This is a genomic window from Rhodothermales bacterium (assembly GCA_034439735.1).
In the GTDB taxonomy this organism is placed as follows: domain Bacteria; phylum Bacteroidota; class Rhodothermia; order Rhodothermales; family JAHQVL01; genus JAWKNW01.
This window is the reverse complement of record JAWXAX010000056.1, coordinates 12,228-33,196: the sequence shown is the minus strand read 5'-3', so window position 1 is coordinate 33,196 and position 20,969 is coordinate 12,228. Positions and strand designations below refer to the sequence as shown.

General features: G+C 63.7%; 16 protein-coding genes. 14 read left to right on the top strand and 2 right to left on the bottom strand.

All coding sequences use genetic code 11. The features are described from left to right. Positions 1 to 47: 47 nt before the first annotated feature. From SH809_03890 to SH809_03860, 7 genes are all read left to right on the top strand, one after another. Positions 48 to 1,592, top strand: a complete 1,545-nt coding sequence (locus SH809_03890; protein ID MDZ4698827.1) for a kelch repeat-containing protein — start codon at positions 48 to 50, stop codon at positions 1,590 to 1,592. A 12-nt stretch (positions 1,593 to 1,604) separates the two neighbouring features. Next, positions 1,605 to 2,411 (top strand): hypothetical protein, encoded by an 807-nt coding sequence (locus tag SH809_03885; GenBank protein MDZ4698826.1) that lies wholly within the window; start codon positions 1,605 to 1,607, stop codon positions 2,409 to 2,411. A gap of 273 nt (positions 2,412 to 2,684) precedes the next feature. Then, the gene (locus SH809_03880; protein MDZ4698825.1) at positions 2,685 to 3,464 is read left to right on the top strand and encodes a cytochrome c3 family protein; all 780 of its coding nucleotides are present in this window, start codon (positions 2,685 to 2,687) and stop codon (positions 3,462 to 3,464) included. A 5-nt stretch (positions 3,465 to 3,469) separates the two neighbouring features. After that, positions 3,470 to 4,696 carry a hypothetical protein gene (locus SH809_03875; GenBank protein ID MDZ4698824.1) on the top strand — a complete coding sequence of 409 codons (1,227 nt, stop codon included), beginning with the start codon at positions 3,470 to 3,472 and terminating at the stop codon, positions 4,694 to 4,696. A 29-nt stretch (positions 4,697 to 4,725) separates the two neighbouring features. Beyond that, positions 4,726 to 5,430 (top strand): cytochrome c3 family protein, encoded by a 705-nt coding sequence (locus SH809_03870; protein MDZ4698823.1) that lies wholly within the window; start codon positions 4,726 to 4,728, stop codon positions 5,428 to 5,430. A gap of 30 nt (positions 5,431 to 5,460) precedes the next feature. Further along, the gene (locus SH809_03865; GenBank protein ID MDZ4698822.1) at positions 5,461 to 6,408 is read left to right on the top strand and encodes a cytochrome c3 family protein; all 948 of its coding nucleotides are present in this window, start codon (positions 5,461 to 5,463) and stop codon (positions 6,406 to 6,408) included. Positions 6,409 to 6,440: 32 nt separating this feature from the next. Further along, positions 6,441 to 8,330 (top strand): hypothetical protein, encoded by a 1,890-nt coding sequence (locus tag SH809_03860; protein ID MDZ4698821.1) that lies wholly within the window; start codon positions 6,441 to 6,443, stop codon positions 8,328 to 8,330. Here the strand turns inward: SH809_03860 and SH809_03855 are convergent. Together SH809_03855 and SH809_03850 are read right to left on the bottom strand one after the other, a co-directional pair. Then, on the bottom strand, positions 8,327 to 9,712 hold the full coding sequence (locus SH809_03855) for a hypothetical protein (GenBank protein ID MDZ4698820.1): 1,386 nt from the start codon (positions 9,710 to 9,712) through the stop codon (positions 8,327 to 8,329). The two genes, SH809_03860 and SH809_03855, sit on opposite strands and share 4 nt — an antisense overlap. 28 nt (positions 9,713 to 9,740) lie before the next feature. Next, on the bottom strand, positions 9,741 to 10,301 hold the full coding sequence (locus SH809_03850) for a YdeI/OmpD-associated family protein (protein MDZ4698819.1): 561 nt from the start codon (positions 10,299 to 10,301) through the stop codon (positions 9,741 to 9,743). A gap of 137 nt (positions 10,302 to 10,438) precedes the next feature. Between SH809_03850 and SH809_03845 the strand changes: the two genes are divergently transcribed. The 7 genes from SH809_03845 (at position 10,439) to SH809_03815 (ending at position 20,824) form a co-directional block, all read left to right on the top strand. Further along, the gene (locus SH809_03845) at positions 10,439 to 11,083 is read left to right on the top strand and encodes a hypothetical protein (GenBank protein MDZ4698818.1); all 645 of its coding nucleotides are present in this window, start codon (positions 10,439 to 10,441) and stop codon (positions 11,081 to 11,083) included. A gap of 510 nt (positions 11,084 to 11,593) precedes the next feature. Further along, a complete protein-coding gene (locus SH809_03840) occupies positions 11,594 to 12,826 on the top strand; it encodes a hypothetical protein (GenBank protein MDZ4698817.1) in 1,233 nt (410 codons plus the stop codon). Further along, positions 12,819 to 14,066, top strand: coding sequence for a glycosyltransferase (locus tag SH809_03835; protein ID MDZ4698816.1), 1,248 nt, complete (start codon positions 12,819 to 12,821; stop codon positions 14,064 to 14,066). The genes SH809_03840 and SH809_03835 overlap by 8 nt, the downstream gene beginning before the upstream one ends. Further along, on the top strand, positions 14,063 to 15,241 hold the full coding sequence (locus SH809_03830) for a glycosyltransferase family 4 protein (protein ID MDZ4698815.1): 1,179 nt from the start codon (positions 14,063 to 14,065) through the stop codon (positions 15,239 to 15,241). The genes SH809_03835 and SH809_03830 overlap by 4 nt, the downstream gene beginning before the upstream one ends. Next, entirely contained in the window at positions 15,241 to 17,085 is a 1,845-nt protein-coding gene (locus SH809_03825) for an ABC transporter ATP-binding protein (GenBank protein MDZ4698814.1), read from the top strand. The genes SH809_03830 and SH809_03825 overlap by 1 nt, the downstream gene beginning before the upstream one ends. Before the next feature lie 14 nt (positions 17,086 to 17,099). Beyond that, a complete protein-coding gene (locus SH809_03820) occupies positions 17,100 to 19,436 on the top strand; it encodes an aminoglycoside phosphotransferase family protein (GenBank protein MDZ4698813.1) in 2,337 nt (778 codons plus the stop codon). Then, the gene (locus SH809_03815; protein MDZ4698812.1) at positions 19,433 to 20,824 is read left to right on the top strand and encodes an SPOR domain-containing protein; all 1,392 of its coding nucleotides are present in this window, start codon (positions 19,433 to 19,435) and stop codon (positions 20,822 to 20,824) included. The genes SH809_03820 and SH809_03815 overlap by 4 nt, the downstream gene beginning before the upstream one ends. Positions 20,825 to 20,969: the final 145 nt, after the last annotated feature.

Here is a 20,969-nt window from a genome sequence, read left to right as displayed (position 1 = left end):
ATCCCCCCAACTGATCAAATTCTGAACACCTGTTCACGACAATCGCAATGAAGGCGCACTTCCCCTGGTCCCTTGTACTTGTGTTTGCATGGTTGATGCCGACCGTGGCCGTACACGGACAGACGGCTGGTACCTGGCAGGCTCGAGCCTCCATGTCAACGGCGCGGTCTGGCCAGATGGCGGTATACCACGAGAACCGGATTTACGTCCTCGGCGGGCGAACGGCGACCGGGCAGGTGTTAAGCACGGTCGAGCAGTATAATCCAGATACGAACACCTGGGAGTCGTTTGCGAGCCTGCGCAAAGGACGCGAGAACGGGGCAGCCGTCGTTTTTAAAGGTCAGCTTATGGTGATTGGCGGGAACACGGACGAAAACGAAGCCACGCATGACGTGGAAGTCTTCAACGCCGGCGAAAACCGTTGGGAGTCCTTTGGCGGCCTTGAAGAAGCTCGCGAAGGCCTGGCCGCGATTGTCCTCGGTGGCGAACTGTATGCGCTGGGTGGTTCCAACGAGAATGAGCAGATTCTGACGAGTGTGGAGCAATACGAAGACGACGACGGCGAGTGGGACGATTCGGATTGGGAGCTAGATGTACCCCGCGCTTCGTTCGGAGTGGTGGTGCTGGACGATATCGCCTACGTGATCGGCGGGTTTAACGCCTTCGGACCGGTGGATCTCGTGCAGAGTTATACAGATATCCAGGGGACGATAGAAAAGGCTCCGCTCAGCATAGCACGGGGTGGCCTTTCCGCGGCGACTGTACAGGGTGGCATCCTGGCCATCGGCGGTCGAAAGGCCAATAACCAGGTGGTGTCCACGGTGGATCGGTATGATCCAGGGAGTGACGCCTGGGAGCCCGACGCATCCATGAGCACGCCCCGCGAGTCCTTCGTGGCGGTGAGGGTGGGGAATGTGGTGTACGTTTTAGGCGGTCGGGATAACACCGGCGCTACGCTTGCGACGGTAGAGATGTACACCTCGGCGACCGTCTTCCTGCCAGCGACGCCGGCGCTTATCTCGCCGGCCAATGGCATAAGCGATGTGCCGGGCGGGGCTTCGCTGGCCTGGTCGGCACCTGGCGCATCTACGGTAGATGTACAGGTAGCGACCACGAGTGACTTCACGGCACTGGTGATCAATGCGCCCAATATCAACGTAGCGACGCTCGTGATGGACCAGCTTGAAGGACTCACGAGCTACTACTGGCGCGTGCGCGCCCGGAATAGCGCCGGCGTGAGCGACTGGTCATCTCCCTTTACCTTTACGACGGCCGAAGGTGTTGGAATCGAGAACGAAGTGCCGGCGCGCTTCTTCACCCTGAAGCCCAACTACCCCAACCCGTTCCGCGAGGAAACCCGGATTCCCTTCGAAATCGGGGTTGACGGGGTGGACCCCATCCACCTCGAGGTGCACGATGTGCGCGGCCGGCTGGTAGCTGTGGTAGCCGATGGCTATTTTGCATCGGGCGCCCACGAAGCCACCTGGAACGGTCGTGATGGCGCCGGGCAGCCGGTGGCGAGCGGCCTGTACATCTATACGCTGCTCCAGGGTGGAAGGCGCTCGAACGGCACCCTCATCCTGCTCCGATAGGATACAATGCGGATGCGTTTCCTCCCGATTCTGCTGTGTGTGTCGTTCCTTGCCGGGATCGACAGGGAAGCCGCGGCGCAATCGTCGCCGGTGGTGATGCTGGATAGCATTCGGACGGCCTACCAGCGGATCGATTTCGGCGCGGCGAAGACCCATATCGAACATGCGCTGGACGCGTTCGATCAGTTCAGTCCGTACCAGCTGACGGATGTGCATACGTACTACGCCAAGGTGCTTTTTTCGGAGAACGACCGGAGCGGGGCGCGGCGGCAGCTCATGTTTGCGCTCCAGATCACGCCTGAAATGAAGCTTGATCCCCTCGACGCCTCACCGAAATTGCTGACGCTGTTTGACGAGGTGCTGGCGGAGATGGCGAACACGCCGGCCGCCGGTGCGGCCGAGCCGGCCGTGCGCTATTTGATCGTCGACGACCCGCGCTCCAGCGCCACCATGCGGTCTATGGTCCTGCCCGGATGGGGGCAGCTCTACAAAAACGAGCGCCGTAAGGGCGCCCTGCTCATCGGGTTGTGGTCCGCCACGGCCGGAGGTACCCTGGCGGCGGCCGTGCTGCGGCAACGCGCCGAGCAACGATATGAAGACGCCTTGCTCCCCGCTGCTATCCAGGACCGTTACCAGACCTTCAACACCTGGCATGTCGTCCGTAATAATCTCTTCCTCTCGGCCGTCGGCGTCTGGGCGTTCAGTTATGTCGATGCGTTGCTCGTCTGGAAGGCGCCTTCGACGGGGTTGCCCGTGGCGGGCATTCAGCTCGTGCCGTTGCCCGGCCAGACCCGCGTGGCGCTGTCGATCCGGTTCTGAACCCGGGGCCGACATATCCGTTATGCGTGATCCTGTGAGCGAATCCCTGACACCCGGTTCTGTCTTCCAATAGACACCTGTGCACGATCTGGACAGGTGAATCCGTGGGGGTGGATTTGATGCGGCGATTGATGCGTCTGGTGCACTGTTCAGGCAGATTATTTTCTGGCTAACGCTTTCTCTCACGGAGTTCTCATCACGGCACATCCTTTGGGAAAATGGGGTCGACACGCAGTCCTGTAAGCCTGCATTGCACCGACTCGTTTACCATTCATGGATGTAATGCCAGGCCCGGCCCCCAGGCTCATATTCTTTCAGGCGGTCTTCCTGATCGCCGTCGGCGTGTTTGTCGGTGCATCGCTGCGCGTTGTCCCGGTTCGCGCACAGTGGCCAACCGGGCCGGTGGTCACCCAGACGTTCCACAACCTCACCGTTCCGGCCCGCAACACGAGTTCCGACATGGCCGGCCTCGTTCAAGATTACGGCGAGGTGTGTGTGTACTGCCACGCTCCACACGGCGGCCGCGTCGATCGCCCGCTCTGGAACCGACCCATCCCCTCTGGCCCCTACCGTATGTTCGATCCCGACGATCTGGACATGATAGCGGACCCGCAGCCCACGGGCAACTCACTTTCCTGCCTCTCCTGCCACGACGGCACGATAGGGGTCGATGAGATCCTCAATACCCCCAACACCTACTCGGGTCGAGGTCCTTCAGGGACACCCATCGACGAATGCGAGGGCTGCCACAGCGGGGGAAATCCCAAGGGGGGTATCGACTTCGAGGGCGTTTGGTTTCGGCCGGACGATCTCCGGGATACCCACCCGATCTCGGTGCTGTACGACCCCGGCCGCGACGCCGGCTTCCGGACGGCCGCCGAAATCGAGGCCGCCGGCCTGACGTTGTACGACGGCAAAGTGCAGTGTATGACCTGCCACGAACCCCACAGCCAGCGCTTCCGGCCGTTTCTGCGCGTCAACAACGCTGGAAACAGCTTTTGCCTGGTATGCCACAGAACCCAGCCGGGCGAAGGCACGGCGCACGACTGGTAGCCTCGATGTACGAACCCACTCCAGTGCATATTCTTGTACGCGCGACAGGACTGACCCTGGCCCTGCTTGGCCTGTTGGCCGGGTGCGCCGCCCCAGCGTCCACGTTGTCTTATAACGCCGGCCTGGAGCCGGGCGCTGAAACCGTATGGCCCCTGCCTCCCGACCCCCTTCGGATCCAGTACCAGGGGGAATTGACCTCGCAGGAGAGCATCGGCTTCACCCATAGCCTCGGAGAACGGGTGCGCCGCATGGTGTTCGGGGGGGACCTCGGCGAGGATATCCTCGTGCATCGGCCGTTCGATGTGCATGTGGGTATCGACGGGAGCATCTATGTCACCAACGGGATGCAGGGCAGCGTGATGCGGTTTCATCCCGAGCGCCGCGATGCCGAAAGGATGACGCCGACTGGCGCCGGCGTACTAGTCAAGCCGATGGGGCTTTCCGGAGACGACCAGGGGTTGCTGTACGTGGCGGACCCCGTCCAACGCCGCGTGGTCGCGTTGACGGCACAGGGTGACTTCGTCCGCGCGTATGGCGGCCAGGGCGTATTGCTAAACCCGGTGGATGTCGCGGTCTCGGCCGCCGGCGACCGGATCTATGTGGCCGACAGCTACCTGCATCAGGTAGTAGTTTTTGCGGGAGATGGGACGCTGCTGCGGCGTATTGGACGGGACCAGGGGAGCATCGAAGAGAAGCAGGAGCGCCGCGCCCTGCTGGCCAGCGCCGCGCCGGGGCATCCGGTGAGCGAGCCCAGCGACCTGACGGACAACCGCGGCAACGGGCCGGGTGAATTCCGCTACCCTGCGTTCATCGACGTCGGCCCGGATGGCACCGTCTACGTGTCCGACGGGATGAACTTTCGCGTGCAGGCCTTCGACCGGGAGGGCGAATTTCGCTTCGCATTTGGCCGGCAGGGCGATGCCCCCGGCGCGTTCGCCCGGCCAAAGGGCCTGGCCGTCAGTACCGAAGGGCATGTCTACGTAGCTGACGCGGCCTTTAACAATGTGCAGATTTTTGACGCCGAGGGGCAGCTGTTGCTTTCCTTTGGCGCCATCGGCGGTGGGCCCGGGCAGCTGTGGCCTCCGCTGGGCCTGGCGATCGACGCCAGCGACCGGATCTATGTGGCCGATCGCTACAACAGCCGGATCCAGATGTACCAGTATCACCCGGATTCCCAGGCGCCGGCCGGGGATCCGTCGAATGCTTCCTCGACATCCGGCGCTAATCGCTAACACCCGCTCACCCCAAGCTGACGACCTGTATGACGTCGTACTCTGTTACCCTACACCTGCGCCTGCTCGCCGCTCTGACGGTCCTTCTGGCTTTGCCACAGGGCGTTGCCGCACAGACGGACAATGTGCTGATCACCAAGCACAACCTCTCGATGCTTTCCGGCGGTAACGACCCCACGGTGGGCGACAACCTGGTCGATTACGGCGAGGTGTGCGTCTATTGCCACACGCCGCACACCGGCAGCATCAGCGCGCCGTTGTGGAACCGCAACTTCTCGTCGGCCACGTACAACATGTACGACGCGAACCACAGCTCGACGATCGACATGAATGTCGACGCCCAGCCCAGCGGTACGTCGCTGGCCTGTCTCAGCTGCCACGACGGGACGATCGGCCTCGACGTGGTCGTGAACGCGCCGAACTCGTACGCCGGCGGCGTCCCGGGGTCGACTCCGGGGACGAATACCATGCCGGCGAGCAGCCATGCGTTGCTGGACACCGACCTGCGCAACGACCATCCGATCTCCGTCGTGTATGACCCGGCGCAGGACCCGGCCTTTAATGCGGTGGCCTCCGTACGGGCGGCTGGCGTGAAGCTGTTTGTCGACCCCACCTCGCTCGGGGAGAAGGTGCAGTGCGCGAGTTGCCACAACCCACACAACAACACGAACTCGCCCCTGCTCCGCGTGAACAACAGCGGCAGCAGCCTGTGCCTCACCTGCCACATCAAGTAGGCTCCGCCTCCCACCCAACGAGGTCATTCCATGCGTTTTCTCTTTTCCCGGGCCGCCAACGATGGTTTGCTTGTATGGCCGCTGCTATTCATCGGGGTGCTTGCGCTTGCCGGCTGCCGGCAGGCGCTCTCGGTGGTGTTCGACCTGCCCGAGCGGCAGGTCGCGCCGGCGCCCAGCCGGCTGGCGGTAGCCCCCCTCGCGACGCCGCTGGATGACCGACCGCGACCGGCCATCGAGGCCACCCTGGTCGCCGATAGTGTCGTCCTGATGCTGCCGAAGGATCACGCCGGCAACATCGACTGGATGCAGGCGCTGCGTGATGGCACGATCCGTCCTCGAACGGCGCTCCCGGGCGATTCGGCCAGCCTCTTTGTGGGGACGCCCTTCCGCTTCGGGTTTGATTTTTATTTCCCCGGGCCGGCGTCGATGTTCGATGCCTATTTCCCGCACTCCGCCCACACCCAGTGGGTCGCCTGTACCCAATGCCACGGGCCCATCTTTAAGTACCAGGACAACGAGATCCAGATGGCCGACGTGTTCGAGGGCAAGTTCTGCGGCGAATGCCACGGGAAGGTCGCTTTTCCTCCCATCACGGGGTGTGAGCGCTGTCATCAGGAGTTGCCCCAACCTCCGGATCGGGCGCAACCGGATCTGCTCGGCACGATCCACATGACGCGCGTGGATGCCCCACCTGTTGTGGCCGACTCGGCGGCAACGGATACTTCGGCCATCGAGCAGCACCTCGTTTCGAACGCCTCGCTGCCCGAGGCCGTGTTTCCGCACTGGGTGCATCGCATCCGGTTCACGTGCAATGTCTGTCATACGGGTCTGTTCGAGCCGAAGGCCGGCGCCAACGCGATCACGATGGCGCAGATCAGCGCCGGCGAGGCGTGCGGGCAATGCCACGACGGGAAGACCGCCTTTGCCGCTGGCTTCGGCAATTGCCAGCGCTGCCATGTGGAAGTAGCGGCTCCGTGATGTTCAGGGGCGCCACATATCGTCTTGCCGCGGTGGTTATCGTGACCGCGCTGGCCGGCGTGCCGGCGCGGCCGGCGACGGCTCAGGTGCTGCGGCTGATTCCGCGGCAGACCCGCCTGGGGTCCAGCTACGATGGCAACTGGCGCACCAATGCCGGCCTGACGGATCGCTCGTTCACCCAGAACAACTTCCGGCAATGGGTGGTGCTGCCTTTTGATGGGTCGATCGGCCGGCCGTCGCTCGTTCGTTACCGGTTCGAGTTCCAACCGACCTTCACCCAGCAGCGATCGACCGATCTGCCGAACCCGCTCATCTCCCGCAACCTGGCCTACATGGCCGACGCCACCGTACTGGCGTCGAGCCCGGTGTCGCTGCAGACCCACTATTCGCGAACCGCCGGCCTGCGCCAGGGCGGGTTTGGGACACAGGGCGAGTTCGAGACGATCCGGTTCAGCCCGACGCTCCACATCCAGAACCGGCTGCTTCCGATCACGGTGTCGTACACCGATAATAGCTACCGCAACATCACCCAGGTCGGTCCGACACAAACCCCGATCGAGCAATCGGATGCCACGCAGTCGTTTCGAGCCGCGGCATCGAATCGGAAGATCGACATCGCCTACGAGCGCACGGCCTTTGACGACCGGATCTACGAAAACGATTTTGGAGCCGAGAGCTTCCACGTGAACCACACGCTACGCTGGGGGAAGCGAAGCGAGTTGCTGAGCCGGTATCAACGGACGAATCGGACCGGGACGCTGCCGTACGAGCGCGCCAGCTGGTCGGAAAACGTCCGCCTTCAGCACACAGCCTCCACCTACACCCGACTCGGCATGAACCGGTACGACACCGAGGGCCTGGGCGGGATGTCGTCGGGCGAGGCGTATACCTGGGCGATGTTCTCGGACATCCGGCCCTGGCTGGGTGTCGGGGGTGATGCCAGCCGGAGCATGAACCGGTTTGATGGGGGGATGCAGACGGCGACTTCCGCCGGCCCGCAGGTTCGGTTTGGGGTGCACCTGCCCCTCGGGCTCTATTTCTCGGGAGGCGGTTCAATCGGCGTTATCTGGCGGGACCTCGACGATGCCGGCGACCGCTTCGTGGCCGTGCTCCGCGAATCGTATACGGTGGATCCAACCGGTCTTGTCATCCTGGAACAGACCGATGTGGAGGTGCCGAGCGTGGTCGTCCTGAGCGGCGATGAGACCACACTGTTTATTGAAGGTCTGGACTATCGGTTGATCGCCGTGGGTGCGCTCGTGCAGATCGAGATCCTCGCCGGCTCCCGCGTCGCGCCGGGGGACGCCATCCTGGTCAGCTACCGGTTTCGGCCCGAAATCGCCGCCGAGGAGCGCGGCACCGTAGGCAGCCTGGATCTGGGGCTTCGGATCGACGGGATTTCCGCCCAGCACACCCGCTCCCGTCGTTCCACATCGATGAGCGAGGGGCTGATCACGGGCGACTTCAAGCAGCAAAACACCTCGTTCCGAATGCAGCGCAAGCTGCCGGTCGGCATGCTTCGCATGACGCTCAGCCACCGAAAGCGGGAGTCGACGAACATCGACTACACGGCATCCGAGGCAAATGTATCGCTCGGGTTGCCGCCGTGGCGGTCCACCACCCTGAGTATCGAAGGCGTGGTTCGCGGGGTCGAGGAGGGGGCGGACCGGCTGTCGCTTTATGCGCTGAACGGGATCGCGACGTGGGAAGTACTGGCGAGCCTGCGGCTGCGGGCGTCGGCCGGTTATCAGTACTGGGAGCAGCGCCTCACGGAGCCCCAGCGCATCGTATCGGCGACAGCCGCGCTCGAGTATGCCATCGGGCAGACGCAGGTCCGCGCCAACTACGCGTTCGACCGTCGATCGATGCTCTATCTGACCAGCGGGAATCGGCTTTCGTTGTATCTGCTGCGTCGGTTTTAGGGGATGGCCGGCGGCGGCTCTTCTGTCGGACGGTTGAGTTGATTCGGGTCCTGCATCAGCGCCCGAAACGCGTCGCTTTCGAAGCCATCGGTAAAAAACGTCTGCCGGAATTGCCGGTAAAACGCCGGCATGCGTTGCATCCGGTGGGTATCATCAAAGATCGCCAGGCGGGCATTCGGATAGACGTCCGCGAGTAGCCGGCCCTCCGCGGTACCGTACACATGATCCCGGGCCGCGGCAATCACGAGCACCTGTCCGGTGAAGTCAGACCGATGTTGACCGAGATCGAAGCGGGGCGAATCGAGGCGGCCGGCGCGGGCGTCATCGAGGAAGTCCGCGAGCAGCGGCCCGGTCCACTCATACATCAGGTTGAGCGAACGGACATCGGCCGGCGTGGGATAGGCCAGCAGTCCTTCCCCCAGCAATTCGAACATCCGGACGCGCGCGGCATCCATTGAGGGTACAGAGAGCAGGGTGCTGATCAGGGGGAGGTTGGAGGAGGGGCTCATCCAGCGTCGCAGGTAGGGCAGCGACCGTCGGGCGGCGAGTGCGTCGATCAGGTTCCGTTGGATGGCGGGGGCATTCAGGCTGTCGTAGGGGATACGTTGCAGCATAAACAGCAGCGAGGCCCGATTGAAGCGGCCCTCGTGCAGGACGGATTGGAGCCGGTCCAGGCTCTCCGGAGCGTGCTCCTGCGTCGTGGCTACGAACGTGCAGTACGTGTCGAGGTGGTGGGTTCGTGCGAGGTCAGGCGCGCCGGTTACTTCGATGAGTGCACGCGAGACCTGCGTTCCGTAGCGGGCGAGGAACTGTTGAACCAGGACGCCGCCGCCCGAGCCGCCATAGAGCATGATCCTGCCGTCGGCTGGCAGGAGCCCTTTCCGCGCCGCGTCCTGGCGGACGCGTTCGATGTCTTCGACGTGTTGCCATGAGCCGTAGAGGTTTACCGCTGCGCGACGGTCGAGCGAGCCGTCGGGGTGGTAGACCTCCGGAAACAGTGTGGGGTCGTGGCCACGCCGGCCCATCACGATATACGATAGGCCATCCACTTTATCGGCTAAGACGTCCGGTATGTCGCCCGGGCCGACGAGCGGTTGCTGTCCGTCCGTAAGCACGAATACGACGCCGTTTTTGGGGGAGAAGTGTGGACTGAGCCGATAGAATCCGACAAACTGGCCGGCCCCGGGATCGGTGTGATCAAGTGGCTGGCTGAGGTAGTGCAGGCGGTCGTCCGGCGGAAAGTCAGGATAATGGGCTCCCTCGGCCAGCCGCTCGGTGGGGGCGGCGGTGAACCGATGGTAGGCGATGGCCGCCCAGCCGGCCAGCACGAGGAGGAGACCCCAGACGGCGAAACGAAGCAAACGACGGGCTTGACGGGGCATGGTGTCGGCGCAGTGAAAGCTGTCCACATCAATAATACGACTCGATCCCGTGGCCGAACGGCTTGCCGCGTCGTGTTTTTTCGAGAAGGTGATCCAATCGTTTCTCAAACTCTCCGGGTCGCTTTCTTCCATCATCCACAAAAGCCACCCGGATGCGGCGGTACGCCTCGGAAAACTGGTTGAAGTGGGCCCACGTCACGGGGTCAGCCTGAAGCCGGGCGAGGATGTCGGGTGGAAAAACGAATGGTTCGGCGAGGAGGTCTTCGACAGAAAGCCGCACCTCCACGGTGACCTGTCCCGCGGAGATCATGCGGCGGAGGCGCTCCTTGTTTGGCTGAGAATAGGCCACCTTGGGCCGGCGGGGGGAGAACCGCTGGGCGAGCCTGTTGGCGTCGAGGCGCTTACGCAAGCTGTCGATCCATCCAAAGCAGAGGGCTTCCTCGACGGCGTCGTTGTAGGAGACGTTCGGGACGCCGGCGGCTTTTACATGGAAGACGAGCCAGACCTCGGGTGCGTGCCGGTAGTGTTCGGCCAGCCAGGCCCGCCAGAGGCCGCGTTCGGGTGCGTATACCGTGAGACCGATGTCCATTCGATGAGGGTTGGTGTGGTATGAACCACCGAGGTACGATAGTCGATCCCGGTCTCGATTCCGGTTTGGATTATGGCATATCGTTTGGAGATAGCGGATTCATTAGCCACCCGCATTCATCCATAGCCCATACGATCATGTCAAAATCCATCCTAATCGTGGCCCTGTTCGCCTTCTTGTTTGCCGGCTGCGACAGCGGTGCGAACGATACAGAGGGCGCCGAAGTGCGCCTCACCATGCAGGCCGAATACGCGCCGACGGCGGCCAAGCAGGCGGCCATTGTCATCCAGGAAGCCAAGTTGCTCGTGGACCAGATCAAGTTCCACAGCGACGATGCCGATTCGCTCGACTTCCGGGCCGGCAGCGTAATCGTTAATCTGAATCTGAACAACGAACCCGTTGTCGTCTCTGTAGGCTTTATTCCGGCCGGCCGGTATGAACACGTCTCGTTCAAGATCCACAAACCCGAAGACAACGAAGCCGTAAGTGACCCGGACTTTAAGGAAGGGACAAGCGGAAACGAGCGGTTTTCGGTGGTTGTGAAGGGGACGTACGACGGCGAGCCGTTTGTCTACAAGTCCAGCAAGACGGCCCAGCAGCGCATCGACTTCAGCCCGGACCTGGTCGTCTCCTCCCCCGACACCAGCCTGGAAGTGGCACTCACGGTCGATATCAATAGCTGGTTCGTGGGCGATGAAGGCGAAGAACTGAGCCCGCTCAACGAGTCGGACAGCAACGATATCGACGACGCCATTCGGCGGTCAATCCGCCGGCGTAACTGAGAGCACTCCTCGGGGCCCATCCTTCATTTCTTTCATCATGTCCATCCCGGCCTTGCGCCGTGGCTCCGTGGGGCGAAGCTCCGGAGCCCGGTGCAGGCGCCGGGATGATGTGTTTCTCACCTGTCTCACCGGTTTTCGGTCGCGGGCGTCGGGGTTATCTCGAAGCGTCTGTCGGGGCTGCTCTGATGCTGACAGTTGTTCAGGATTTGTACACGAAACGCCGCCGGCCGGGAATATTCGTGTTCAAACAAAAATAAACGACTAGATCGCAGGTCTCCTAAGTCATTAGAATAATGAGTTTATCCGCCCATCCACTCGTCAAAGTCTCATCCGGCGGCCTCTCCCCTCGCCAAACCTTTCCAAGTGGTACATCCTTTGGGAAAAGCCTGTTAACGATTTGATAACAACCCTCACGGCGATGCGCAGCCACCCATGATGCAACCGGTACTGACCCTGCCCGCCTACACGAGCGCATGCCGCGAGACACCCTTAACTATAAAGGCTAATCCCTTGTCGTTCCTCTCTCCTCTGACTCATCCCCGGCGGATCGCCCTGTACTCGCACGACACGTGCGGCCTCGGGCACATGCGCCGCAATCTGTTGATAGCTCAGGCGCTGGTGGCTGCGTTTCCGGGCGTCGACATCCTGATGCTCACCGGGGCGCGGGAAGCGACGGCGTTCCAGTTGCCGGCGGGTGTTGACACGCTCGCGCTGCCGTCCTTTCACAAGGTGGAAGGCGGCGCCTACAAACCGCGCGGCTTCAACCTCTCGCTGGAGGACCTCGTCTCTTTCCGCTCGCAGACGCTGCGCACGGCGCTTGAGGCTTTCCGCCCGGACGTGTTGATCGTCGACAAAGTGCCGCGGGGCACGATGGGCGAACTGGACGCAGCGTTGCAGTACCTGAAGAACGAGACGACGACGCGCGTGGTCCTGGGTTTGCGCGATGTACTCGACGAGCCCGAGGTGGTGGCGCGCGAATGGATGAAGGAGGATAACTACCGCGCCGTGGCCGCATACTACGATGCCGTCTGGGTCTACGGCGACGCCTACGTATTCCCTTCGGACGAGATCTACAATTTCCCCGCGGCGATGGTCGACCGGCTCCTCTACACGGGCTACCTCGACCCCAAAATTCGTTGGGAAGGCGGCTCCGAGAGCCGGCCTCGCCACGACCAGAAACTGCCAGACGGCCCCTTCTATCTTTGTGCCGTGGGTGGCGGCCAGGATGGATTCCGTCTGGCAGAACTTTTTGCTACCGCGACCTTCCCCGAAGGCGTCACGGGCCTGGTGCTGACCGGCCCGCACATGCCGAAGGCGGAGATGGCGCGTCTGGAGGCGCTCTGCGCGGACCGTCCGCATCTCCAGATCGAGCGCTTCCACCCCGAGCCCACCGTGTTGTACCAACGCGCCGAACGGGTCGTTTGCATGGGCGGCTACAACACCGTCATGGAGATGATCTCGATGGGGAAGCGTCCGCTCGTCCTCCCGCGGATCGAACCGCGCCGCGAGCAGATGATCCGCGCCGAGGCCTTCAGCCGGCTCGGTCTGCTCGACATCCTCGACCCCGCTCATCCGACCGCTGCGGCGATTTCTACCTGGTTCCGCTGCGAAGTACGCCCGACCGCGCCCGTGCGCGAGATCATGGACATGAGCGGGCTCGACCGACTTCCCGGGCTCGTCTTGGACCTGCTGGCTCCCTCCCTTTCCAACCTCCAGACCGCGACCGAGGTGCTCCATGTTTGATAATCAAACCGTTGATCGCAGCGTTACCCGCGTCGGATATGTCGTTAAACGATATCCGCGATACTCCGAGACGTTTATCGTCAATGAGATCCTGGCCCACGAGCGCGCCGGGCTCGACCTCGAGATCTTTTCGCTCCGGCCTCCGTGCGACACACACTTTCAGGCCGCCATCTCGCTCGTGCGCGCTCCGGTGACGTACCTGGAGGAGGCGCACAAGATGGCCGACCTCTGGAGCGCCCTCGGCCGGTTGTCCGCGAAGCAACCCGAAGTAGGAGGAATGCTGGCCCGGTTCGAGAAAGAAGATCCCCGCGATGTCTTTCAGGCGCTGCAGCTCGCTCGTATGACCCGCGAGCGGGGCATCACGCACCTGCATGCCCACTTCGCCACCTCCGCCACGTCGGTCGCCCGCATGGCCGCGCTGATGGCCGGCATCTCCTTCACGTTCACGGCGCACGCGAAGGATATCTTCCACGAAAGCGTGGATCGGGCGGACCTCACCCGCAAGTTGCGCGATGCGGCCGGCGTGGTCACCGTCAGCGAATTCAACCTGCGCTTCCTGCGGGAGGGCTACGGCGCCGACGCGGATAGCGTGGCCCGCATCTACAACGGACTGGATCTCGCCACCTTCCCCTACGCCGATCCGTCGGACCGCAAGCCGATCGTCGCGGCCGTCGGCCGGCTCGTCGAGAAAAAGGGATTCGAGGACCTGATCGATGCCTGCGATCTGCTGGCGGCGGAAGGGTTGGAATTCGAATGCCACATCGCCGGCGGCGGCGAGCTGGAGGGCGCCCTCAAGCAACGCATCGCGGCGAAGCGCCTCGGCGGCTTCGTCCGGATGCTGGGCCCGCTCCCCATGCCCGAGGTGATCCGTCTGATGCAGAACGCGTCGGTGTTTGCCGCTCCGTGTATCGTGGGCAAAGACGGCAACCGCGACGGTCTGCCAACGGTGCTCCTCGAAGCCATGGCGCTGGGTGTCCCCTGTATCTCCACCGAAGTGACGGGGATCCCGGAAGTCATCACCGACCGCGAGACGGGCGTGATGGTGCCGCAAAGCAACCCCGTCGTACTCGCCGATGCGATCCAGCGGCTACTGAACAACGCGACATATCGCGTCCGCCTCGCCCGTTCGGCCCGGACGCTGATTGAAGAACGGTTCGACATCCACCGCAACGCCGCTCAGATCCGGTCCCTGTTCGAACAGGCAGTGGAAAGCCAGATGCAGGAAGAGGTGATGGCATGAGGATCGCCTATGTTTGCGCTGACCCCGGCGTCCCCGTTTTCGGCACCAAAGGGTGTTCGATCCATGTGCAGGAGGTGATCCGCGCGTTTGTGCGGCAGGGCCACGACGTCGTGTTATTCGCCCAGCGGATCGGTGGTACGCCGCCGCCCGAACTAACGAGCGTCACGGTGTGGCCGTTGCCTTCGTTGGCATCGACAGATACGGCGGCCCGTGAGCGGGATGCGCTGGCCGCGAACGATCGAATTCTCATGCTGCTGGAGCGGCAGGGGCCTTTCGACATGGTGTATGAGCGGTACTCGTTGTGGAGCCACGCCGGCATGACGCATGCCGCGAACCACCACATCCCGGGATTGCTGGAAGTGAACGCGCCCCTCATCGAGGAGCAGGCGACCCATCGGGTGCTGATCGACCGACGCGGCGCGGAAACGGTCGCCCAGCATGTGTTTGGCTCGGCCTCCGCGCTGATCGCCGTGTCCGATGATGTCGCGAAGTATCTCATCGGCGCCAACGCGCCGGCCGAGCGGGTGCACGTGGTCCCGAACGGCGTCGACCCCGACCGGTTCACGCCCGATGTCGCGCCGGCCAGCCCGGCCGCCGAAGAGGTCTTTACCGTGGGGTTCGTGGGCACCCTAAAGCCCTGGCACGGGTTGCCCGACCTGATCGATGCCTTCGCTGTCCTCCGCCTGGCCGCGCCGAACGCGCGGTTGCTGATCGTGGGCACGGGTCCGGAGCAAGCGGCGCTCGAACAGGACCTGGCGTTGCGCGGCCTGACCGACGCGGCCGAGTTCACCGGCGCGGTGTCGCCGGCCGACGTGCCGGCGTACATCGCGAGCATGGACGTGGCCGTGGCACCGTATCCGAAGATGGATACGTGTTATTTCTCGCCCCTGAAGGTGTTCGAATACATGGCCTCCGGCCGCGCCGTCGTGGGAAGTCGCAACGGACAGCTCGGGACGATCATCGACCACGGCGTCGACGGCTTGTTGTACGAGCCGGGCGACACCACGGCGTTGTCCGTAGCGCTGGTCCGCTTGTACCGCGACGCCTCGTTGCGGTACAGGCTGGGCGCCAACGCCCGGTTTAAGATCCTGAAGTCGCACAGCTGGTCCGCCACCGCCGAGCGTATGCACCGTCTGGCCTTCAGCAACGTGGCATCGATCGGGGTGGCTGCCTGATGGGACGTCCAACATCAATTCGCGCCGCCGCTCCGGGCTTCATGCACATGATGCGGCACTTCGGGCCGTATCTGCGCGAGCACCGCACGCTCCTATGGGGGTCATTCGCCGGCCTCTTCGCCGCCGTGTTTTTCAAGGCGCTGGAGCCCTGGCCGCTCAAGTTTGTGTTCGACTATGTGTTGGCGCCGGATCCGGCGGCCGGGCCGTTGTATGCGTGGCTGGAGAACGCATCGCCGATCCAGTTGCTGGCGATGTCCGCCGGCCTGGTCATCGTCACCATGAGCGCCCGCGCGTTTTTCGAGTACGTCTACAAGGTCGGCTTCTCGCTGGTCGGTAACCGGGTGCTCACCGCCGTGCGCGCCGCCCTGTACCGGCATATCCAGCTGCTGTCTCCCTCGTTCCACGACCGCAATCGTAGCGGCGACTTACTGATTCGAGTGATCAGCGATATCGGGATGTTGCGGGATATGGCCGTGACGGCGCTCATGCCGCTCATCGCGAGCATCCTGGTGCTGGTTGTGATGATGATCCTCATGTTCTGGATGAACTGGCAGCTCGCCCTCGTATCCATCGTCACAATCCCCCTCTACTGGCTGCCGACGGTTCGGTTGAGCAAGCGGATCCAGCAAGTATCCCGCGACCAGCGGCACCGGGAGGGCGATATGGCCTCGACGGCCGCCGAGTCGATCGGCGCGATCCGCGTCGTACAGGCGCTGTCGTTGGAGGGCACCTTTTCGAAGGCGTTCACTGGCCAGAATGCGGGCAGCATGAAAGAAGGCGTGCGCGGCAAGCGGCTGGCGGTGCGGCTCGAGAGCATGGTGACCGTGATGATCGGGATCTCGACGGCGCTCGTGCTGGCGTACGGGGCGTGGCTGGTGATGCGCGGCTCGTTGACCGCCGGCGGCCTACTCGTCTTCCTGGCGTACCTCAAGTCCGCCTTTAAACCCATGCAGGATTTCGCCAAGTACACCGGTCGGCTGGCCAAGGCCACGGCGGCCGGCGAACGGGTGATCGAACTGCTCGAGCGGAAGCCCGATATCATGGATGCGCCGGGCGCGAAGCCGGCGCCGGCGCTGCGCGGAGCCATCCAGTTCGACCGGGTCTCGTTCGCCTACGAAAAAGGGGGCCGGCCGATTCTCGACCAGTTTACGCTGACTATCCCGCCCGGGCAAACCCTCGCGCTCGTCGGCTCGTCCGGCGCCGGGAAGTCCACCATCGCCAATCTCCTTCTTCGTCTCTACGACCCGACGGAAGGGCGTGTGGGGATCGACGGGCACGACATCCGCGCCTACACGCTCCACTCGCTCAGGACGCAGATCGGCGTCGTGCTGCAGGATAACCTGCTGTTTGCATCGAGCGTCCGGGACAACATCGCTTACGGTAATCCCCTGGCCGACGATGCCGCGATCGAGGCGGCGGCTCGCCTCGCCAATGCCCACGGCTTCATCGGGAAGCTGAAGGAAGGTTACGACACCCTGGTGGGTGAACGCGGCGTCACGCTGTCCGCCGGCCAGCGGCAGCGGATCGCCATCGCCCGAGCCGCCGTCCGCAATGCCCCCATCCTCATCCTCGACGAGCCCACGACGGGGCTCGACGAGCAGAACCGGCAGGACGTCATCCTCGCCCTGCGTCGACTCGCGAAGGGCCGCACGACGGTGCTCATCACCCACGACCTCGACCTTGCCGCGAACGCGCACCAGATCCTCTACCTGGATCAGGGCCGCGTCGCCGAACACGGCACCCACGACGATCTCGTGGCACTCGACGGCCGCTACGCCGCGCTGTATCGGCTCCAGTCGATGAGCATGGATCGGCCCGAGCCCGCCGCCGCCGCTCTGTCCTGAACCGAACCCATCCCATGAATTCCTACGACGAACATATCGTGGCCCGCGACCGGGCGCTGCCCGGCCTCCGCACGGTGCTGGACCCCACGGCCTTCGTGGAGATGCTCCGCGCCAGCCACTTCCCGCTCGTGGTGTCCGCGGCTGCGATGACGTATATCCGCTACAAACCGGGCCAGAGCTGCCTCGTCGGGTACGAGCTGGCGACGGAGGCCGGCGTGGAGCAGGTATACACCAAAGCCTACCGGACCGACGAGCGCGACAAGCTGGCGAAAGCCAGCGAGCGCTTCTCGCAAGAGGGAAAAAGCGAAGGCGGCGGGTTCGTGGACGAAGCGCGGTTTCTGCTGACCTCGCGTTTCCCGCACGACGCAAAGCTGCGCGCGCTGCGCCGGCTGAAGACGGCATCCGATCGCTCGCACCTTCTTGGCGAGATGTTCGGAAAATCGACTGCCCTCACCGCCGGGCAGATCGAACCCATCCGCTACAAGCCCGAGCGGCGCTTCGTGGGCCGGCTCGATGTGGAAGGGGAGCCGGTAGCCGTGTTGAAGTTTTATACGGATTCCGCCTACGAGGGCATCCGGGCGCGTTCAACGGCCTTCCAGAACGCCGGCCCGCTGCGGCTGACGCCGCTGGTGGGGCACACGGATCGCTACCACGCCCTGGCGTTCGAATGGCTGTTCGGGGATCGGTTGACGGAGTCGCTGGTGGCCGGAAGCGCAGACCCGCGTGTGCTGGAACAGGTGGGCCTGTCGCTGGCCCTCATGCACGGTCAGGCCGGCGACGGCCTGCCGACGCGCACCGCGGACGACGAGTGTCGGCATCTGGCTGGCATGGCCGAGAGCCTCGCGTTTCTGCTCCCCCGCCAGGCCGCGTATGTTGAAGGCATCGTTCGCCGGATTCTGGCCGGTTTGACCCACCTGCCCCGAGTGGCCCGGCCGACACATGGCGATTTCTACGCCAAGCAGGTGTTGATACAGGGAGATCAGATCCAGCTGCTCGACTTCGACGAGAGCGCCCTCGACAACCCGCTGATCGATGTGGGCAATTTTGTCGCGCATCTCCAGCGAGACCGGATGCGGAACGACCTCGCCGCCGATGCCATGCAGGGCTACGAGGAGGCGTTTCTGGAGGGGTATGCCCGCCAGGCCGGCCGCGTCGCGCCGCAGGATATCGCCCTGTCGGTGGCCGCCGGCCTGCTGAAACTGGCGCCCCACCCGTTCCGATTCCGCGAGGCCGACTGGCCCGAGCGGGTACTTCAGATTCTGGCGTGCGTGGACGACTATGCGACACGCGGCGCACGCACCGTCCACCCGGCCCCGGCGATAGCCTCAGCGCCTGCAAACGCCATCGATGCCGGTATGCCGCACCTCGAAGAGGCGTTGGAGCCTGCCCAGGCCACCCCGCGGCTCCGCGGGATTCCCGGGGCCGAGGCGATCCAGGTCGATCGGGCGCGACTGGTGCGTCACAAGGCCGGCCGGCGCGCCCTGATCGCCTACGACATCCGCCTCACGCCCGATGCCCCGGACGCCATCTGCTGGCTGGGGAAGATGCGAGCGAAGGGGCTGGATCGGGCGACGTACGAGCGTACGCGGACGTTGTGGGAGAACGGCTTTGGCCGGTCGAACGACGCCGGCGTCTCCGTAGCTGAGCCCGTGGGCGTCGTGCGGGGGTGGAATATGTGGCTTCAGAAAAAAGAAGCCGGCGTGTCGGCCGCCGAGCGGCTGACGGACCCCGACGGCGCCGATGTCGCCCGGCGCATCGCCGCCGCGCTGGTCCGGCTGCACGCGAGGGGTCCGGAGACCGATCGCTGGCACAGCGTGGCCGATGAGCTGCGCATCCTGGACGGGAGCCTGGCTCTGTTGATGAACGAGCGGCCCGACTGGGCGCCGCGGCTCGGGGCCGTGCTCGCCGCCTGCCGGCAGCAGGTCGCGGCCCTGCCGACGCAGCCTCTGCGGCCGATCCATCGCGATTTCTACGCGGACAACGTATTGATCGATGGCGATCACACGGTGCTGCTCGACCTGGATCTGTACGCGATGGGTGATCCCGCGCTTGACGCTGGCAACTTCATTGCCCATCTGATGGAGCAGGGATTGCGCGAGGCCGACGATGCCGGCCGGTATGAATCCCGCGTCTCGGCGTTTCTGGATACGTTCCTGGAAGAGTCGGCCGGAGCGAGATGCCAATCAGTCGAACGCTACACCACCCTCGCGCTCGTGCGCCACATGCACATCAGTACCCTGTTCCCCGAGCGTCGGCGGTATACCCACACGCTGCTCGATCTATGCGAAGCACGCCTGGGGGTATCCCGGGTTGCGGATGCCCCACCGCTTGTAGCCCTATCACAGTCATGAATACCTACGTGATGAGTACCCATCGTCCCCTGCTGCGCTTTTACTTGCTTGTCGCCGTGGCGACCGGTTTTGCGGCCACTACAGGCGCGCAACCGCGCGAGGCACTGGCCCTTCAGGGGGCAACGGCTTCGGTGTATATGCCAGACGATCAGCCCCCGAGAGCCGGCCGGTTCACCTGGGTATTATTTGCTTCGTCTGATGTCCAGGAATCCCGCGATGTTCGCCAGCTTTTTGAGCGCCGGGGCGTTTCCAGCCATGTCCTGCGATCCGAGCGGGAAGGGGGGATGTATCGGGTGGTGCATGGCGAATATGCGTCGTTCGCGGACGCCGGAAAGGAGCGGGACGAGCTGGTGCAGCTGGTGGAGGACGCCTGGGTGATGGGTGTGAAAGAAGGAATGCGGGCGGTGACCGATGAAGCGATGGCGGTCCCTGTTCGCGTAGCGAACGCCGCACCGGCAGCCGAGTCCACGCCGGCTCAGGAGGTCCCCGAGGAGACCACGGAGGCCATTGTTGAACGCAATGAGCAGGATTCCGACGAGCCGCTGCGTCGGGCACCGCTGCACAAACTCGTGCAGGCGGACGTCCAGTTCAGCAACGTCTACGACTCCAACATCGACCACAACGAGGACGACACCCGCTCGTACGGCTACGTTCCCTCGCTGCGTGTGCGCCTGGTGAGCCGGCTGGACGACCCGCTGTTTACATTCGACTATGTCGTGGCGCGGCACGCCTACAGCAACACTCAGCGCTGGGATCGCGTGAGCAATCTATTCAGCCTCGCGTTCGCGCCGGAGCTGTCCGACAAGTTGCATCTGATGACAATCGCCGAGGCGTCGCTCAAGGGGTCGTCGGAGGATCGGGACCTGTCCAATCAGTTTCAAATCGTGCAGGAGATAGAGTATCGCCTGACCCGGGAGCATCGCGTCATCCTGTATGGGACGTACCGCCTCAAACGATTCCCCGAAAGTCCGCAGGATAATGCCTTCAAACCCAACGCCGGCCTGATTTTCCAGCGCCGCATGGACGACGGGGAGCGCGTCGCGTTCGAGGCGCGCTACGAGCGCAATATGGAAGAGCTGCCGGTGGAAGGGTACTCGCGCTGGACCTACAGCGCCGAGTACCGGACCCCGATCAGCCGGCGCGGCACCCAGTTCCAACTGCAGGCGAAATACCGCAGCAAATTGTATGATGAGGAGCTGGTGGAACTGGACGACGTGGATTACCGGCGCCAGGACCAGCAGTGGAGCATGGAGGTCGAACTCAACCAGCGTATCGCCCGCAGCCTGAACCTGACGCTTGGCTACGAATACGAATTCCGCAACTCGAACGACCCCGAGAAATACTTCGACGCGAACCTGCTGCTGCTGATGCTGTCGTACAGGATCTGAAGGGTTGGCAGGTTGGCAGGTTGCAGGTTGCAGGTTGGCAGGTTGGCAGGTCGTGAATCTGTAACCTGGAACCTGCCAACCTGCAACCTGCCAACTTGCAACCACACTGGTCATCCGTCTTGCTTCGAGAACATCTCACCTAGCG

What these genes read in the sequence shown, in the direction of transcription:
- SH809_03820 (MDZ4698813.1), top strand. Translation starts at nt 17,100, where the DNA reads ATGAATTCCTACGACGAACATATCGTGGCCCGCGACCGGGCGCTGCCC.
- SH809_03885 (MDZ4698826.1), top strand. Translation starts at nt 1,605, where the DNA reads ATGCGTTTCCTCCCGATTCTGCTGTGTGTGTCGTTCCTTGCCGGGATC.
- SH809_03880 (MDZ4698825.1), top strand. Translation starts at nt 2,685, where the DNA reads ATGGATGTAATGCCAGGCCCGGCCCCCAGGCTCATATTCTTTCAGGCG.
- SH809_03825 (MDZ4698814.1), top strand. Translation starts at nt 15,241, where the DNA reads ATGGGACGTCCAACATCAATTCGCGCCGCCGCTCCGGGCTTCATGCAC.
- SH809_03890 (MDZ4698827.1), top strand. Translation starts at nt 48, where the DNA reads ATGAAGGCGCACTTCCCCTGGTCCCTTGTACTTGTGTTTGCATGGTTG.
- SH809_03875 (MDZ4698824.1), top strand. Translation starts at nt 3,470, where the DNA reads ATGTACGAACCCACTCCAGTGCATATTCTTGTACGCGCGACAGGACTG.
- SH809_03815 (MDZ4698812.1), top strand. Translation starts at nt 19,433, where the DNA reads ATGAATACCTACGTGATGAGTACCCATCGTCCCCTGCTGCGCTTTTAC.
- SH809_03830 (MDZ4698815.1), top strand. Translation starts at nt 14,063, where the DNA reads ATGAGGATCGCCTATGTTTGCGCTGACCCCGGCGTCCCCGTTTTCGGC.
- SH809_03835 (MDZ4698816.1), top strand. Translation starts at nt 12,819, where the DNA reads ATGTTTGATAATCAAACCGTTGATCGCAGCGTTACCCGCGTCGGATAT.
- SH809_03850 (MDZ4698819.1), bottom strand. Translation starts at nt 10,301, where the DNA reads ATGGACATCGGTCTCACGGTATACGCACCCGAACGCGGCCTCTGGCGG.
- SH809_03865 (MDZ4698822.1), top strand. Translation starts at nt 5,461, where the DNA reads ATGCGTTTTCTCTTTTCCCGGGCCGCCAACGATGGTTTGCTTGTATGG.
- SH809_03845 (MDZ4698818.1), top strand. Translation starts at nt 10,439, where the DNA reads ATGTCAAAATCCATCCTAATCGTGGCCCTGTTCGCCTTCTTGTTTGCC.
- SH809_03870 (MDZ4698823.1), top strand. Translation starts at nt 4,726, where the DNA reads ATGACGTCGTACTCTGTTACCCTACACCTGCGCCTGCTCGCCGCTCTG.
- SH809_03855 (MDZ4698820.1), bottom strand. Translation starts at nt 9,712, where the DNA reads ATGCCCCGTCAAGCCCGTCGTTTGCTTCGTTTCGCCGTCTGGGGTCTC.